Source organism: Sulfitobacter sp. 1A15106, assembly GCF_043556995.1.
Classification (GTDB): Bacteria; Pseudomonadota; Alphaproteobacteria; order Rhodobacterales; family Rhodobacteraceae; genus Sulfitobacter; species Sulfitobacter faviae.
In genome coordinates this window covers 27,977-42,128 of sequence record NZ_JBIFFM010000016.1, presented here as the reverse complement: position 1 = coordinate 42,128, position 14,152 = coordinate 27,977, and the positions used below count along the sequence as shown (strand labels likewise).

Genomic DNA, 14,152 nt, shown 5'->3' with positions numbered 1-14,152 from the left:
CCAGAAGAAGTGGCCGGTATCCAGAAACGCTACGGCGTGGCCGCCTCTGGGCAAATGATGGAAGACACTCTAAGCGCCCTTGCTCTGCGCCTTACCGAGGCGGGCTTTCATCGAGTGGTGGTCGCAGGAGGAGAAACTTCCGGCGCGGTTGTCTCGGCCCTTCAAATCAAAACGCTTGAGATTGGCCCCGAGATCGCGCCGGGCGTGCCGTGGACCCAAGCATTGGACCGGCCCTTAACATTAGCGCTGAAGTCTGGAAATTTTGGTCAACCCAGCTTTTTCGAAGATGCCTTGAAGGTGCTGCCATGAGTGATGCGAAAATCAGAGAAGACATCGTGCGCCGTGCAGCGTCGCTCTATAACCGGGGGCTGAGCTTTGGCTCCTCTGGGAACATCAGTGTACGGGTCGACGACGGTTGGCTGATGACCCCAACAGGCTCCTCCATGGGAGACCTCGATCCAGCGCGCCTGTCATTGTTAGACCCCGACGGCCGCCACATTTCAGGTGACGCCCCCACCAAAGAAGCGTTCTTACATATGGCGATGTATGCAAAACGCTCCGGCGCATCGGCCATCGTGCATTTACACTCGACCCATTCTGTCGCCGTAAGCTGCCTGAAATGCATTGACCATAAGGATGTTCTTCCGCCGCTAACGGCCTATTACGTCATGCGTGTCGGCAAGCTCCCCCTCATTCCCTATTTCGCTCCGGGGGATATCGAACTGGCAAAAGCAGTCGGCGAAATGGCTTCGGACCATCATGCTGTTCTGCTGGCGAACCACGGACCAGTTGTATCGGCGAAATCGCTGTCCGACGCGGTCTATGCAACCGAGGAGCTGGAGGAGACCGCAAAACTATTCCTCGCACTCCAAGCGATGGAAACGCGGCCCCTCACAGCTGAACAGGTTGCGGATCTACAGCGGCGGTTTCCCACGCAAACCTGATGCGGCGATCGAGCAGTGCTCCGAACGGGACTGTTGCGTTAATTTGCGAAGGCCATGAATGCGTAGGGAAGAGCCTTGGATTATGCGTCCGCGAACAGTTCGCTGATGAACTGGATCTCCCCTCGAACGCCCGGCTGCTTGTAGTGGATGTGACCTCGCTTGATCGTTCGGATGGTCTCGATGCCGCTCAGCGTCGTTCTGGCGGTTCGCAAGGAACGAAAGCTCTGGTGGTATCCGAGGAGCCGTTTGGTGGCCGCATGATCGCTTTCGATCAGGTTGTTGCGCCACTTTCGGTCGATGTGCCGGATGCTGTCAAAATGCGGGTCATATAGATGATTGATCTCGCGGATGACGCGCCGGTAGGTCGGGGCTTTGTCTGTGACAATGGTGACCGGCCGATGAAGTCTCACGCGCTCGATCGCCTTGTTGAGAAAGGCCTTTGCTGCTTTTGCATCCCGCCGGGCGGTGAGGCGGAAATCAACCATTTGACCGTTTGCATCAATGGCGCGCCAGAGATAGCGCCATTTGCCACCGACCCGAATGTAGGTTTCGTCAACGTGCCAATCGACGCTTGCGCGACGCAGATGCCTCTCAGTCCGCTTCGTTAGTTCAGGCGAGAACTTCTGGACCCAGCGGAAGACTGTTGATCGATCGACCGCAGGAGATCAACAACATCTTGGTAGGACAACGGATATCGCAGATACCAACGAATAGCGCAGAGAATGATCTCCCGGGGAAAGCGATGGCGCTTGAACGGTGATTTACGTGGCATGCTCGACCTCCAAATCATGATCGTCGCCAAGTGGCTTCGTTAATGCAACAGTCCCGAAATGACAGCTTGCGGCCCATACTATCATCGCGGCACCATCGGCCCTCTCCGGACATTCGCCCGCAGGCCCAACGCTGCAGAGCGGCTTACCCCGACCGGCCATTCATTCAGGCCGCAGCATTTTAAACGGTCCGATGGGCGTTGATGTCTGAGACTTCCGTCCGGTATCCCTTTACGGAATCGATGATAGCGCCAATGGCCTGCCCGTGAACCGCTGTGGGACGTACTGGAGCCTGACTGCGATCTGGAGCGACGTTTTTGTCGGCCTTCTAACTTGTCGGTTGACAATTTAAGAGGGGGGGGAGTATCTTCAGTGCCAAGAAAGAAGCACACTTCGAAGGAAATCGAGGCTGTCGTCCAGGAGCTGGAAGCTCTCGGATGGAATCTGATTGAAGGCAAAGGGCACGTATGGGGAATTCTCCGCTGTCCTGCCAACGATAAGGAGTGCCGCTGCGGCACGTTCTGCAACATGTCGGTGTGGTCCACACCCAAGAACCCGCAGCAGCACGCGAAGAAGGTCAGGCAGAAGGCCCTGTCCTGCGTGAGGCTTGAGAAAAAGGACAAAGGGAAAGCCGATGGCTGAAGAATTCGAATTCGAATTGGTCTTCGCGCTCCCCGAAGGAGAGCACGACGCATTTGCCCTGTCCGACGCCGTCTTCGAGGCCGGCTTTGAAGATGCCCTTGTGGGCACAGGCCAGGCTGGCCTGGTCGGCGTGGAGCTGGAGGTTGAAGGGGACGACGCAGAGGTCGTGATCCTCGATACCGCGCGGGCATTGATCAAGGCGCTGCCGCAAGGCACTGTCCTGCGCGAGGTTCGCCCTGACCTGGTCAGCTTGGCCGACGTGGCGGAGAAGCTGGAGGTCAAGCGTCAGGCCCTTCAACAGCGCAAGATGCCACTGCCGGTCTCTGGTGGGCTATACCGCATCGATGAGATGGCCGCCGCCGTGATGGAGGCCTCGAAGCCGAAAAAAGGCCAGAGGCGCGCGCGGATGAACATTGCTGAAGCGTCGAAGTGGTTCCGGGCTGGAATGGCCGCACGAAAGGTGAATGCACAGCTGACGATGTGCGAGATTGATCCAGCGACAATTGAACGATCGCCGCGGTCGGAGAAGGAAGAGCCCGTCCTCCTGCGTCCATGAGAAAGGGCCGGCCCCTGGGGTCGGCCTTCTTCATTCTTGAGAGAGCGCCCGGACGCGGTGGCTTAGAGACAATTTTTGTTTCTTGTCTATAAGAGGCGATCCGATCACCGCCCCGCTTGGAGCTCGGCGTGTGCCCGGATCATCTGGGTGGTGCCGCGTGGGGCTTCGGCCGACACGATCGGGCCGTCTTACCCTGCTGCACAGGCCCGTACCACCCGTCTGTTCTTGCAGAAGCTCTTCGTCTATGGCTATCTGAACCGCATCCCGTCCCGCCGCAGGCTGGAGTGCGAAGGGGTCGCAATGTCGAGCTGATGTGGCTGAGCGGCCGCCTGGTGACCGACCACAAGACCATCGCCAATTTCCGGCGCGACAACTGGCCAGCGATCTGTAGAACCTGCGCGCAGTTCGTGGAGCTGTGCCGGCGGTCGGAGTGCTGAAGGGCAATTGCGTTGCTATCGACGGTGAGCCAAATGCAAGGCGGTGAACAACCGCGATCGCAACTTCACGAAGAACAAGATCACCTTCCTCCTGGCGCATCTTGAGACCGACGTTGAGCGCTATATCAACAAGATTGTCCGTATCGACAGCCAGGAGGAGGGCGAGGCACGGACTGAAAAAGGTCGCCCATCTCGTCCGTCGTTATGGCCGTATCCGGCAGGAAATCACGCGGCTGAAGGCAATGGAAAAGGCCTTGGCAGATGCATGCGGTATTTCGAGCTGCAGGACACGGGCGGCGATAAAAATCGCCGCCCTTCTTCGTTTGCTTGGGGTTTCTTTCAAAAAATTTTCTGATAAACCCGAATATTTTCGAAGCGCGGCTTGAGGCATTGATCGCTTCCTTGAAGAAGGCGCTCTTTAAGTCGAAATCCGAGAAGATTGACCCAGCCCAATATGAGTTGGAACTCGAAGACATCGAAACTGAACCGCCCCTTGTTTGCCGGAGACCCAGAAGTAAGGATACTGGGTCATGGGAAAGACGAAGAACGGAACACCTTATCTAAGGGAACTGCGCGCACGGGCTGCGCATGGTTTTGACGCACCCTTATGTTTGGCTCTCTCATATTAGACACTTTGCAAGGTCTCTTCCTCGACGGGTGCAACCTTAAGGATCTTTAACTCACGCCGTTGCCCGTCGCGTGTTTCCCAATGAAACACAGCGCCTTCTGCCAGGCCGATGAGCGCGATGCCGATGGGGGTTATGACCGAAACGAGACCCTTAAAGATGTCGGCGTCCTGTGGTAGGACCAAAGTGACTATATGGTCTTTGCCAGTTGCCGCGTCATGATATTTCACCTCGCGTCCTAGGTCGACGACATCAGCACGCAGACGCTGCGGAGTAATAATTCGCGCGCGCCCCAGTTCTTCGACCAGTTGTTCAGCCAACTCCGGATTACGGCGCATCATCCCTTCGGACAGAGCTTCCAGCTCGGCCAGCCGGGTGCTACTAAGCACAATCTTGGGCTTACGGGCGGGTCTACTTGGTTTGGATAGGATGGACATGGAAAACTCCTTCGGAATTGATAAGTTTGAGACGCCCGAGGTCCTGCGCGTTTAAGCGCCACAGACGTCCAGCACGACAAGCGTGTCGATCCAGCCGTCTTCGCGCAGCAGAGGGGCTTTCTGCAGCTTTTGCATGCCCAGCATGGTCGCCCCCAAGAAGGACGTCACGGAGATGCATCCTGCATCGTCGCCGGGCACCAAAGTCAGCATGCCGCTGCGCGCCTTGCCGCCGTTGACCATAAAGGAAACAAGCCGGCCTGCCACGACGAGGTTGGCTGGCGTGAGTTCGGGCGCGGGCCGCGCCATGCGCAGCTTGTGTCGCAGAAAACCCTCGATCAGCGTCGGGTTCGGGCATTCCTCCGTAAGCCCAAGACTCAACAAGCGCTCAACTCCGATCCGGTCAGCGCGTGTCAGTTGGACCCTGCCTTTGAGCGGTAGGCATTTGAAAGATGGTCGATAGGCAATGCCTGTAGGCATATACTTCGAATTAGTGATGTACATGATGGTCCCCCAGAAAAGATCGCTGTCTCAATGAAAGGTTTGAGATGGCCCCGGGGGTTTTAGATACGCTTAAGCGTACGCCCCCCGGGGATGGGGGCGGTTCAGAAGCAGAAACCGGAAATGATTTTCATGCGTAACCATAGAGCAAGCGTACCCTGGGAGTTTAGATTGTCAACGCTCTCGGTGGGCGTGCTATACCTATCTGACTTCTATGGTGGGTTCACAAACGAAGTGCCAATTCTTCACTACAATAGGGAACTGTAAAATGTATGAAGAGCGGGAACCCAATGCCGCCCTGGAACCCAAACGGCTGGACAAACAATTTTGAGTATTCATGGTGGTTCTTTATAATCCGTGCTGCCCCAAAACCTCCCCCTTACAGCTTTCAAAACGCCTGTCTCGCTCTGCTTCCTCTGCCGCATCCTTCGGTCTGGTTGGAGGCAGGTAATACTGAACGCAATTTGAATGGGTCTGGGATTTTATCCGCTTTAGGGCACATGTCGTCACATCATCGGATACCATCAGCAAACTACCGGTCGCGCATTCCTTTCGGTAATAGGCCATTCGTTCCTCGGCGCTCGACTGCCAGAGAAACCAAGCAGGACCTCCGATGCGATCGGGATCTGGCGTGCTACTGCTCCCACAATAACCGGTTGGGTTAAAGCAAAGGAGACGTTGGCTATTGGAGCAGGAGGCCATTGCGCCTCCCAATCCGACCACACCTACAATCAGCCATATGGCCTTTCTCATTTGTATCGCTCCTTTGAAGCTCGCTCGCCCCTTTTGAGGATAAGCCAGGAGGCTAATCGCCGGCTAACTCCGCAGAAACGGCAGTCATCACTACGCTCCTTGCTGGACAGCTGAATGCGAGCCTGACGTTCTGAATGCCCATCTCGCAAAAGCACTGTCTGAAACGTTCCGAACGAGCCACGCAATTGCAGCAGTCGCAACAACCGCAAAAATGACCCGCCCCCCGAGCACGGCACTAAGGTCCGCACCAATGGCGACCATAATCAGGGTATCCTCGATGACACTATGTGCAAACCCCATGAACACACATGAGATGAAGATCTGGCGGGGCGAGACCGAGCCCGACCGTGCTTCCCGAATGAGGAGGCCTCCGCCATAAGAAATCCCCAAGAAAAGGCCGACCGCCGTCAAATGCCCTGCCTCACCGCGTATTCCGGCCAACTGCAACAAAGGCGCGAGTCCTTTCATAACGAGCTCAAGGATGCCTGTGACCTTCAGTATCTCAAGACCCCAAGTTAACGCGAGGAGGATGAAGAACATGGCAACCATCGCCTCAAGAAGACCTATGAAAAAGCCGACCCAATCCGGAGTCGCGTTCATCGGAATCCAGGCAGGGTTCACCGGCTCAGAAAGCCAGCCAGTGACAATCAGAAAATTGTGCAACAAGAAGGCATAAAGCAGCCCGCCGAAGATGCGCAGAGCCGTGGTTGTTAGCATTCGAGGCCCGGCCTGCTGAATGATCTTCTGCTCAATCGGCAGAGCGTGCGCAAAAAGAAGCAAAGCCGAGAATACTGTCACATCCGCCACACTCAAGCTGTCCATCGGGACAAGAACAAAGAGCAGAGGGACCGCCCCCCAGATGCCGACCAGCATCCCGCTCAGCCATGCCAAACCAAGCTCGGGGGGCAGCCCGACAAGGCTCATCAAAGGCGCGAATGTAGGAGCGATCGCCTCAATCACCCCCATGCGTGACAGCAGTTCCGTGATGATTGTGATCGGAACCATAACTCGGAGTAGCACCCAGTATATTTCCAGTGCTTCTAAAGTCTTAAGGTAAGCGGCGCGGAAGATCGGCATCAAAAAAAATTCCCATAACATGATCCTGGCCCTTCTACTGCGTCCCATAACGCATATGTGGTCAAATATTGCATTCTTGTGCAATATTATTGCAAATTGGACCGACCGAAAAGCTGACACATGGATCAACTCGACGGAAAGATTTTGAACCTTTTGCAGCGTGATGCGTCACGGTCAAACGTCAGCGTGGCAGAAGAGGTCGGATTGTCTCCCTCTAGCTGCCTTCGGCGGGTTCGACGGCTGCACAAGACCGGGATCATCGACCGCATTGTCGCGATCCTGAACCCTGCGAAAACGGGACGACCACTAAAGGCGCTGGTCACTGTCGAACTCAAACTTCATGGCGAACAGCACATGCGCCGCTTTCTAGACCTCGCGGTGGCAGAGGACGCCGTATCCCAAGCTTATGCCGTTACGGGCGAGACCGACGTCGTTCTGATGCTAAATCTGCACGACATGGAAGAATTCGACGCGCTTTGCGATAGGTTGTTCCGGGATCAGACCAATGTTGCCAGGTTTTTCACGATGATGGTGATCCGCACTGCGAAAGAAGAAACCGCTGTTCGGATTTGACTGCGCCCGCCTATTGTTGTCACCGCGGCCTGACCATTCGGCAAAATCGATGGTTTCTACTCAGACAAACAGTTTTTATTATATTTGCGGCCCACCTAACGATACCCCTGCAACAATCACGAGGGGACTTTACATGGCATATTTCAGCATCCACGAAGGTGGCGTTGGGCTGAGGCGGCAGCAAACGACGAAAGCGCACAGTGTGTTCCCTGGCCTTTTCCTTGCCGGGTTGATTGCGGCGCTTGCATTCGGCCTGCGCCACTTACCCGGGGTCCATCAGATTAGCCCACTCATCTTGGCAATTCTAATCGGCATGGCCTTTCACAACCTGATCGGGACGCCCGCAATTGCGAAGGCTGGTGTCGCCTTCAGCCTCAAACGTATCTTACGCACCGGTATCGTGTTGCTTGGGCTACAACTGACCGTTCAGCAGGTCATCGCCGTGGGCGGTCTCGGCGTTGCGCTTATCATTGCCACGCTGTTGGCCACATTCGCCTTTACTACTTGGTTAGGACGGGTGTTGAAGGTGGATGCAAGGCTAACGCAGTTGATCGCTTCTGGCAGCTCGATCTGCGGTGCTTCTGCCGTGATTGCCACAAATACCGTGACCCGCGCCCATGATGAGGATGTGGCCTATGCCGTAGCCTGTGTGACGATCTTCGGCTCGCTCTCCATGATACTGATGCCTGTGATTGCCGGCCTGTTTAACATGGGGCCGCAGGCCTACGGCTTGTGGACCGGCGCGTCGATCCATGAAGTGGCGCAGGTCGTCGCCGCTGCCTATGCGCGCGGACAGGAAGCTGGCGAATTCGGTACCATTGCGAAGCTAACACGTGTCATGATGCTGGCGCCCGTTGTGCTGGGCCTTGGCTTTCTTGCTGCCCGCAAACGGCTCAGCGCTGGTGGCGCGGCGAACCGCGCAGAGACACCGCTGCCATGGTTCGTATTCGGGTTTGTTGCCATGGTCGGGCTGGCCAGCACCGGCTGGGTGCCCGAGGCCACAGCGCCCTACACATCCGGCATCACGCAATTTCTGCTCGCCATGGCTCTCGCGGCAATGGGGCTAGAAACGGACATGCGCAAACTGGCAGCCGCAGGTATCCGACCCGCGCTATTGGGGGCTGGCGCTTGGGTTTTCATTTCCGTTTTCAGCCTCGGTCTGGTTCTTCTACTGACATGACGCTTGAACAACTTAGAATTTTTATCGCTGTCGCTGAACGTGAGCATGTCACCCAGGCGGCGGCCTATCTTAACCTGACCCAAAGCGCGACCAGTGCTGCAGTGGCAGCGCTGGAGGAGCGCCACGCTGTTCGTCTGTTTGACCGGGTTGGGAGGCGTGTTGTTCTGACGGACGCAGGCAAGCTGTTTCTGAGCGAAGCCCGCGCCGTTGTGGCGCGCGCTGAACAGGCAAACCGTTTGCTGGATGATCTCGCCGGAATGAAGCGTGGCACCCTGCGTTTGGGCGCCAGCCAGACAATCGCAAACTACTGGTTGCCACCTTTGATGCAGCGCTTTCGAGAGCAACACCCGGGCATTGCACTTGAGCTCGCAGTTGGTAACTCCACCCTTGTGGCCCAGATGGTCCATGACGCCACCATTGACCTCGGCTTCGTCGAGGGGGAGATCACAGATGCGGCACTTATCAGCCAAATTTTGCAGGGGGATCAACTGGCGCTCGTCGTGGCCCCGGGGCATGCTTGGCAACATTGCCCGCCTTCTGATGCCGAAGACCTGAAGACAAGTCCGTGGGTGATGCGAGAGCTAGGCTCCGGTACCCGGTCGGCTTGCGAGAAGGTCCTCATGGATCAGGGGTTAAGCACCGAAGATGTGGAAGTCGCGTTTGAGCTGCCATCGAACGAAGCGCTTTGCGTGGCAGTAGAAGCTGGAGCTGGCGCTGCGATTTTGTCGACCCTCGTCGTCGGCCCGGCGGTCAATGCAAACCGGCTAGTTTCAGTGGATTTCAAGCTACCGCAGCGCCCGTTCTATGTCTTGCGCCATAAGGAACGACATCTTTCCCTGGCCGAGCAGAGATTTCTTGACCTTCTCTGAAATCGCACCGTTCCAGAAGTGGTCTCGCGCTTTTAGTTACCCACGACGCTGCACGCTCGAAATGCTCTCGGAGAATCAGATAGAAGGATTTTTTACGGCATTCAGAAAAAGAAAACCTGATTACTTGGAACCCTGCACCTTTGCGAACGGTTGGCTCTGTAGAATTACTTAATTCGTGAACTAGCGCGCTCGTGTCGCAGTGATCGAGAGCGCTTATCGTTTTTACGACGAGGGGGCTCCATGAGTGAAATCACACGCCGCAATCTTCTAACGATGATCGGAACTGCCGCAGGCAGTGCCGCTATGTATCATGCCATGACTTCAATGGGTTTTGCAGCACCCTCTGATTATAGCGGACCTATTAAATTAGACGGAGATCCGCAGGGAGCGAAGGTGCTGGTTCTCGGCGCCGGCTTGGCCGGGCTCACCGCCGCCTATGAAATGCGGGCAGCCGGCTATGAGGTCGAAGTGCTAGAGTTCCGTGAGAAGGCGGGCGGACGATGTTGGACCCTGCGCTCGGGCGACAGCTATACGGAACTTGGCGGCGCGACCCAGAACGTCGATTTCGCCGAAGGCAATTACATCAACCCTGGCCCATGGCGCCTACCTCATAACCACCATGCCGTTTTAGACTACTGTAAGCGGCTTAAAGTGCCTCTCGAGCCATTTATCCAACTGAACTATAATTCTTATCTTCATCGTTCGGACGCCTATGGCGGTAAGCCGCAGCGTCTGAAAGACATCAAAACCGACTATCGCGGACATATCTCGGAGTTGTTGGCTAAGGCCGTAAATCAGGGAAGACTCGATGAGCTAGTCACCGCGCAGGACCGAGAAGTCCTACTGGAAAGCCTGCGGGCCTTCGGCGTATTGAGCGAGCAGAATGAATACGTGAAGAGCTTGGACACCAGTCACTACCGGGGTTACGCAAAGCAGCCGGGCGGCGGTGTCGGGGCAGCACCTGAAGCTTCGGATCTGCTTAACCCGCAGGAGGTGCTGCAGTCGCGCCTCTGGGAATATCTCGCCACGCATGAGACAGTGGATCACCAAGCACCCATGTTTCAGCCGGTAGGCGGGATGGATGGTATCGCCAAAGGGTTCGAGCGCGAGGTTGGAGATCTCATTACCTATAACGCCAAAGTTGTTTCGCTACAGCAGGACGAAAATGGTGTGACGGTGACATGGGAAGACACGGCCGGTGGAGGCCAGCAGACCAGCAAAGCGGACTATTGTGTCTGTACCATTCCTTTCTCCATTCTCGGGCAGATCGACCACAATCTCTCGGGTGATTTGTCCAATGCGATCAGTTCGATGTATTATAATGGATCGACGAAGTGGGGCCTCGAGTTCAAACGTCGCTTCTGGGAAGAGGATGAAGATATCTACGGCGGTATCAGCTATACCGATCTCGCCATTGGTCAGATCAGCTACCCCTCGACAGGCTATTTCTCCGATGGACCGGCCGTGTTGCTGGGCGGTTATACATGGCGCGGAGAGAACTCCTACAAGTTCAACGCAATGCAGCCTGAAGAGCGCTTGGAATGGGCGGTAAGACAGGGTGCCAAAATCCACCCTCAGTATCGGGATGAGTTTAAGACCGGCGTTAGCGTTGTGTGGCACAAGGTGCCATGGGTTCTTGGATGCTCGGGCGTTTGGGAAAATCGCGACAATTACGAGGACGCCATCAAGATCGACAATCGCGTCGTCTGCGCCGGGGAGCACCTTTCATACCTGCCTGCGTGGCAAGAAGGGGCGATCCTCTCCTCGCTTGATGCGATCTCGCGCCTCCATGACAAAGTAATCAACGGGTGAAGCCATGCGACAGATATTTTTCTCAGCGACGATCGTAGGCATTCTCGGCGCTCTGCCGCTCTATGCCCAAGACAACGACGCAAACACGCGCGCGGCGCAAGCCACGGCGCCTGAAACCGGCGAGACCTCTCCCGAAGGCGAAGCCCGTCCACAAGAGCGTGACATAACCGCTATGGCGGATGGCGGTGAATGGGTCGAGGAATATGTCAGCGAAGATGGCGAAGAGTTGTACCAAACGCTCTGCTCTGGCTGTCATATGGCTGACGGGTCAGGGGCCATCGGGGCTGGGAAGTACCCTGCTCTTAGTGGCAACCCCAACCTCGAATATGCCGGCTATGCGACCTACATCATCATCAATGGCCAAGCTGCGATGCCAAGCCTTGGGCATTTTCTCGATGACCAACAAGTGTTGGCTATCACTGACTATATTCAAACCAACATTGGCAATGACTATGAGGCCGATGGTACGCTCGACGCCGTGGCCGACGCCCGGCCGGCTGAACCCGTAAATCAGAACACGGAGGAACACGAATGATCCGCAAATTTATCGCCCCCCTCGCCGCTGTCGCAGCACTTATGACCACGAGCGTATACGCTCAAGGCTCAGAAGTTGTTCGCCATGGTTTGCCGGATTCAGACTTCCCGATCTTGCAAGCTGTGGAAGTGCCCGCGGATGCAACCTTGGTTTACCTTAGCGGCACCGTGCCGACGGTCGCCGATGAGGCGGCCGAGAAGGGCTCTCCTGAATATTTCGGCGATACGGCAACCCAAACCGCCAGTGTTCTCGCTTCAATTGAGAAAAAGCTTGCCGGGCTCGACCTTGATATGGGGGACGTCATCAAAATGCAGGCCTACCTTGTTGCCCCCGAGGGTAGCGATGGGATGGATTTCCAAGGCTTTATGGAGGGTTACACTCAGTACTTTGGTACCGAAGAACAGCCTGAGCTCCCTACTCGGTCGGTCTTTGAGGTCGCAGGATTAGCAAACCCCGCATGGCTGGTAGAGATTGAGGTAGTGGCTGTAAGACAGGGTTCTTGAATACCAGTTGTACCTTCTGAGAGAAGGTAAAGCGGCGGCCCGTATCGGCCGTCGCTTATTTTGAACGGATCGCTAGTAGCTGACCCTCAATTATCTTCCAAGACTGCGGATAGCTTCCGGCGCGCGTCTTCGTTGAGCCAGTCGCGCCAAACATCCTTATTATTCAATAAAAAATGCACAGCGGCTTCTTCCGTAGACGCGTTGTTCTCGTCCTTCCAAGCCAACAGCGCGCTCATTTCGGAGGTCTCGAAGCTAATATTGCTCATCAACTTAGCGACCTCCGGGTACTCATCGATAAAGTCCGTAGTCGCAACCGTGTACACCAAACTGGGAGGATAGGCGCTTGGCTTTGGGTCTGCGACATCAGCGTTTAAGTTGGCTTTGTGAGCAGCGAGGTCTACACCCCCGATATCAACCATGGTCATGTCAAAGCGCCCCATAAGCGCCGTAGGCTCCCAATAATACCCAAACCATGGCTCTTTGGCTTCATATGCTGAGGCAAGGGACGCGGCTAAGGTTTCGCCGCCCCCGTGATCAAACACTTCAATGCCCGCTTCTTCAAAACCATATGCGCGCGCAATATTGCGATTAATCGTGCTACAGACCCATCCTCCTGTAGGACAGTTGTTGAAACGGTTCCCTACAAGCTCAGGGTTGTCCAAGATGCCTTGGATCGTTTTAAGTTCTGGATGCTCTTCTGCAAGATAGGTGGGGATCCACCAAGCCTCGAGCCCGCCTGGCTGCAACACCTGTGTCATGTCCTGGATCACGTCATCCTGCTTGAGCTTTTCGTAAGCGCTGCCTGCAGAGTTGACCCAAAGTTCGGTCACAATATCCGGCTCATTGTTTTCAGCAAGTGATGTAAGGGCGGGAATTGTATCAGACGGTACCCGGGTGACGGTGCAACCGTAGCCCTGTTCCATCAGGAATGATGCAATCTCTGTCGTGATAATTGCAGACGAGAACGTCATCTCGGTGATGCTGACCTCTCCGCATTCGGCAGCCGCGATATTGGGCGCGGTGGTCGCGATCGCTGCGGCTGAAAGCCAGAGTTTCAGATTTTTCATTTTAGTGTTCTCCCGTTTGTCTACACGTTCCTGGCAGGTGGCACGCAAACCCTCGACAGGGCCGCTCTCTGACCATTTTCGTTCTGTGGCACGGTTGGGTTTAAGCATAATTCCATTGAGCTTTCAAAGAACTGCTATCCGCCCCGATCAAGCGCCATTTCTATAGTCAATGTAGACCTTCTGTAGCATGAAGGGGCCGACAACATTGTGCGCTTGGGGGGCGAGGCGCTTTAGAACTGGTCGGCTAAGGGGCCATAGCCCTACACCGATTGGTCATCTCGCAAGTCTTCAGGCTTTCCGGGACAACTGAGAGTTTGCTTTCCCGCAGACCATACCTATCTCTTAAACATGGGCAAAAAAATGTCCATCTGTCCGGTGACCTCCTCCCCGTCACAAGACTGAACTGCGGCGGCCTGCACTAGTTGCAGGCCGCCGCGAATTTTATGCTACGTTCAGTTTATCCACTATAAGTGGGGATCAAACTGTTAGTAACCTTAGTCCAGCGTTGTTTTTAAAGCCAAATAAGAAGCGCCTAAAATTTAGGCATGTGTTGTAGTGGTCAGCTCGTGCTTCCTTAAATTTTGGACACTCAAGCTGTCTATTAATGGCATCCAAGCCTATGTCCTCACTGGCCAAGCTGACGTCGTTCTGATGCTAAACCTGTATGACACGGAAAAATGTTGCCAAGTTTTTCACGATGATGGTGATCCGCACTGGGAAAAAGAAACCGCCGTTCGACGATGACATGACTGACGTCAGCTTACCGCCGGTTGAAGAACCTGTTGTGTCGTTTCGCCTCAAGCCGATCTAACACACCGAGATCGTTCGGCTCGATTACCACTGACTGTTCAACGGGTCATCGCCGTAACGGTA

At 55.5% G+C, this 14,152-nt stretch carries 16 protein-coding genes and 2 pseudogenes; 13 read left to right on the top strand and 5 right to left on the bottom strand.

Annotation, left to right across the window (positions count from 1 at the left end; genetic code table 11):
• Together ACGYKA_RS18710 and otnC are read left to right on the top strand one after the other, a co-directional pair.
• The coding region (locus tag ACGYKA_RS18710; protein ID WP_394439580.1) for a nucleotide-binding domain containing protein at positions 1 to 309 on the top strand (309 nt) is incomplete at its 5' end.
• Positions 306 to 944 (top strand): 3-oxo-tetronate 4-phosphate decarboxylase, encoded by a 639-nt coding sequence (otnC, locus tag ACGYKA_RS18705; RefSeq protein WP_271689068.1) that lies wholly within the window; start codon positions 306 to 308, stop codon positions 942 to 944. The genes ACGYKA_RS18710 and otnC, both read left to right, overlap by 4 nt.
• An 80-nt stretch (positions 945 to 1,024) precedes the next feature.
• Here the strand turns inward: otnC and ACGYKA_RS18700 are convergent.
• Positions 1,025 to 1,540, bottom strand: a pseudogene (locus ACGYKA_RS18700) (IS6 family transposase); the annotation flags it as partial.
• A gap of 546 nt (positions 1,541 to 2,086) precedes the next feature.
• Here ACGYKA_RS18700 and ACGYKA_RS18695 point away from each other — a divergent pair.
• The 4 genes and pseudogenes from ACGYKA_RS18695 (at position 2,087) to ACGYKA_RS18680 (ending at position 3,913) form a co-directional block, all read left to right on the top strand.
• Complete coding sequence (locus tag ACGYKA_RS18695; protein WP_394387874.1) at positions 2,087 to 2,356, top strand: hypothetical protein; 270 nt, start codon at positions 2,087 to 2,089, stop codon at positions 2,354 to 2,356.
• Positions 2,349 to 2,912 (top strand): hypothetical protein, encoded by a 564-nt coding sequence (locus tag ACGYKA_RS18690; RefSeq protein ID WP_394387873.1) that lies wholly within the window; start codon positions 2,349 to 2,351, stop codon positions 2,910 to 2,912. Before ACGYKA_RS18695 ends, ACGYKA_RS18690 begins: the two co-directional genes overlap by 8 nt.
• A gap of 98 nt (positions 2,913 to 3,010) precedes the next feature.
• Positions 3,011 to 3,615, top strand: a pseudogene (locus ACGYKA_RS18685) (transposase); the annotation flags it as partial.
• 61 nt (positions 3,616 to 3,676) lie between these two features.
• Positions 3,677 to 3,913 carry a transposase gene (locus ACGYKA_RS18680; protein ID WP_394387872.1) on the top strand — a complete coding sequence of 79 codons (237 nt, stop codon included), beginning with the start codon at positions 3,677 to 3,679 and terminating at the stop codon, positions 3,911 to 3,913.
• Between the two features lie 61 nt (positions 3,914 to 3,974).
• Here ACGYKA_RS18680 and rnk read toward each other — a convergent pair whose 3' ends face one another.
• From rnk to ACGYKA_RS18665, 3 genes are all read right to left on the bottom strand, one after another.
• The gene (gene rnk / locus ACGYKA_RS18675; protein WP_394387871.1) at positions 3,975 to 4,412 is read right to left on the bottom strand and encodes a nucleoside diphosphate kinase regulator; all 438 of its coding nucleotides are present in this window, start codon (positions 4,410 to 4,412) and stop codon (positions 3,975 to 3,977) included.
• A 51-nt stretch (positions 4,413 to 4,463) separates the two neighbouring features.
• Positions 4,464 to 4,790: a hypothetical protein gene (locus ACGYKA_RS18670; protein ID WP_394387870.1), complete on the bottom strand. Its 327-nt coding sequence runs from the start codon at positions 4,788 to 4,790 to the stop codon at positions 4,464 to 4,466.
• A 963-nt stretch (positions 4,791 to 5,753) separates the two neighbouring features.
• Positions 5,754 to 6,761: a nucleoside recognition domain-containing protein gene (locus ACGYKA_RS18665; RefSeq protein ID WP_394387869.1), complete on the bottom strand. Its 1,008-nt coding sequence runs from the start codon at positions 6,759 to 6,761 to the stop codon at positions 5,754 to 5,756.
• A 99-nt stretch (positions 6,762 to 6,860) separates the two neighbouring features.
• On the opposite strand from ACGYKA_RS18665, the gene ACGYKA_RS18660 reads away from it, so the two are divergent.
• From ACGYKA_RS18660 to ACGYKA_RS18635, 6 genes are all read left to right on the top strand, one after another.
• Entirely contained in the window at positions 6,861 to 7,313 is a 453-nt protein-coding gene (locus tag ACGYKA_RS18660) for an Lrp/AsnC family transcriptional regulator (protein ID WP_394387868.1), read from the top strand.
• A 133-nt stretch (positions 7,314 to 7,446) separates the two neighbouring features.
• Positions 7,447 to 8,493: a YeiH family protein gene (locus ACGYKA_RS18655; protein ID WP_394387867.1), complete on the top strand. Its 1,047-nt coding sequence runs from the start codon at positions 7,447 to 7,449 to the stop codon at positions 8,491 to 8,493.
• Positions 8,490 to 9,362, top strand: a complete 873-nt coding sequence (locus ACGYKA_RS18650; protein ID WP_394387866.1) for a LysR substrate-binding domain-containing protein — start codon at positions 8,490 to 8,492, stop codon at positions 9,360 to 9,362. Before ACGYKA_RS18655 ends, ACGYKA_RS18650 begins: the two co-directional genes overlap by 4 nt.
• 240 nt (positions 9,363 to 9,602) lie before the next feature.
• On the top strand, positions 9,603 to 11,174 hold the full coding sequence (locus ACGYKA_RS18645; protein ID WP_394387865.1) for an NAD(P)/FAD-dependent oxidoreductase: 1,572 nt from the start codon (positions 9,603 to 9,605) through the stop codon (positions 11,172 to 11,174).
• A gap of 4 nt (positions 11,175 to 11,178) precedes the next feature.
• Positions 11,179 to 11,709 carry a c-type cytochrome gene (locus ACGYKA_RS18640; RefSeq protein WP_394387864.1) on the top strand — a complete coding sequence of 177 codons (531 nt, stop codon included), beginning with the start codon at positions 11,179 to 11,181 and terminating at the stop codon, positions 11,707 to 11,709.
• Entirely contained in the window at positions 11,706 to 12,212 is a 507-nt protein-coding gene (locus tag ACGYKA_RS18635) for a RidA family protein (RefSeq protein WP_394380208.1), read from the top strand. Before ACGYKA_RS18640 ends, ACGYKA_RS18635 begins: the two co-directional genes overlap by 4 nt.
• An 86-nt stretch (positions 12,213 to 12,298) precedes the next feature.
• On the opposite strand, the gene ACGYKA_RS18630 is transcribed toward ACGYKA_RS18635, so the two are convergent.
• The gene (locus ACGYKA_RS18630) at positions 12,299 to 13,279 is read right to left on the bottom strand and encodes an ABC transporter substrate-binding protein (protein ID WP_394386379.1); all 981 of its coding nucleotides are present in this window, start codon (positions 13,277 to 13,279) and stop codon (positions 12,299 to 12,301) included.
• A gap of 664 nt (positions 13,280 to 13,943) precedes the next feature.
• Between ACGYKA_RS18630 and ACGYKA_RS18625 the strand changes: the two genes are divergently transcribed.
• The gene (locus ACGYKA_RS18625; RefSeq protein WP_394380203.1) at positions 13,944 to 14,090 is read left to right on the top strand and encodes a hypothetical protein; all 147 of its coding nucleotides are present in this window, start codon (positions 13,944 to 13,946) and stop codon (positions 14,088 to 14,090) included.
• Positions 14,091 to 14,152: the final 62 nt, after the last annotated feature.

What these genes read in the sequence shown, in the direction of transcription:
- otnC (WP_271689068.1), top strand. Translation starts at nt 306, where the DNA reads ATGAGTGATGCGAAAATCAGAGAAGACATCGTGCGCCGTGCAGCGTCG.
- ACGYKA_RS18690 (WP_394387873.1), top strand. Translation starts at nt 2,349, where the DNA reads ATGGCTGAAGAATTCGAATTCGAATTGGTCTTCGCGCTCCCCGAAGGA.
- rnk (WP_394387871.1), bottom strand. Translation starts at nt 4,412, where the DNA reads ATGTCCATCCTATCCAAACCAAGTAGACCCGCCCGTAAGCCCAAGATT.
- ACGYKA_RS18665 (WP_394387869.1), bottom strand. Translation starts at nt 6,761, where the DNA reads ATGTTATGGGAATTTTTTTTGATGCCGATCTTCCGCGCCGCTTACCTT.
- ACGYKA_RS18660 (WP_394387868.1), top strand. Translation starts at nt 6,861, where the DNA reads ATGGATCAACTCGACGGAAAGATTTTGAACCTTTTGCAGCGTGATGCG.
- ACGYKA_RS18655 (WP_394387867.1), top strand. Translation starts at nt 7,447, where the DNA reads ATGGCATATTTCAGCATCCACGAAGGTGGCGTTGGGCTGAGGCGGCAG.
- ACGYKA_RS18650 (WP_394387866.1), top strand. Translation starts at nt 8,490, where the DNA reads ATGACGCTTGAACAACTTAGAATTTTTATCGCTGTCGCTGAACGTGAG.
- ACGYKA_RS18645 (WP_394387865.1), top strand. Translation starts at nt 9,603, where the DNA reads ATGAGTGAAATCACACGCCGCAATCTTCTAACGATGATCGGAACTGCC.
- ACGYKA_RS18640 (WP_394387864.1), top strand. Translation starts at nt 11,179, where the DNA reads ATGCGACAGATATTTTTCTCAGCGACGATCGTAGGCATTCTCGGCGCT.
- ACGYKA_RS18635 (WP_394380208.1), top strand. Translation starts at nt 11,706, where the DNA reads ATGATCCGCAAATTTATCGCCCCCCTCGCCGCTGTCGCAGCACTTATG.
- ACGYKA_RS18630 (WP_394386379.1), bottom strand. Translation starts at nt 13,279, where the DNA reads ATGAAAAATCTGAAACTCTGGCTTTCAGCCGCAGCGATCGCGACCACC.
- ACGYKA_RS18625 (WP_394380203.1), top strand. Translation starts at nt 13,944, where the DNA reads ATGACACGGAAAAATGTTGCCAAGTTTTTCACGATGATGGTGATCCGC.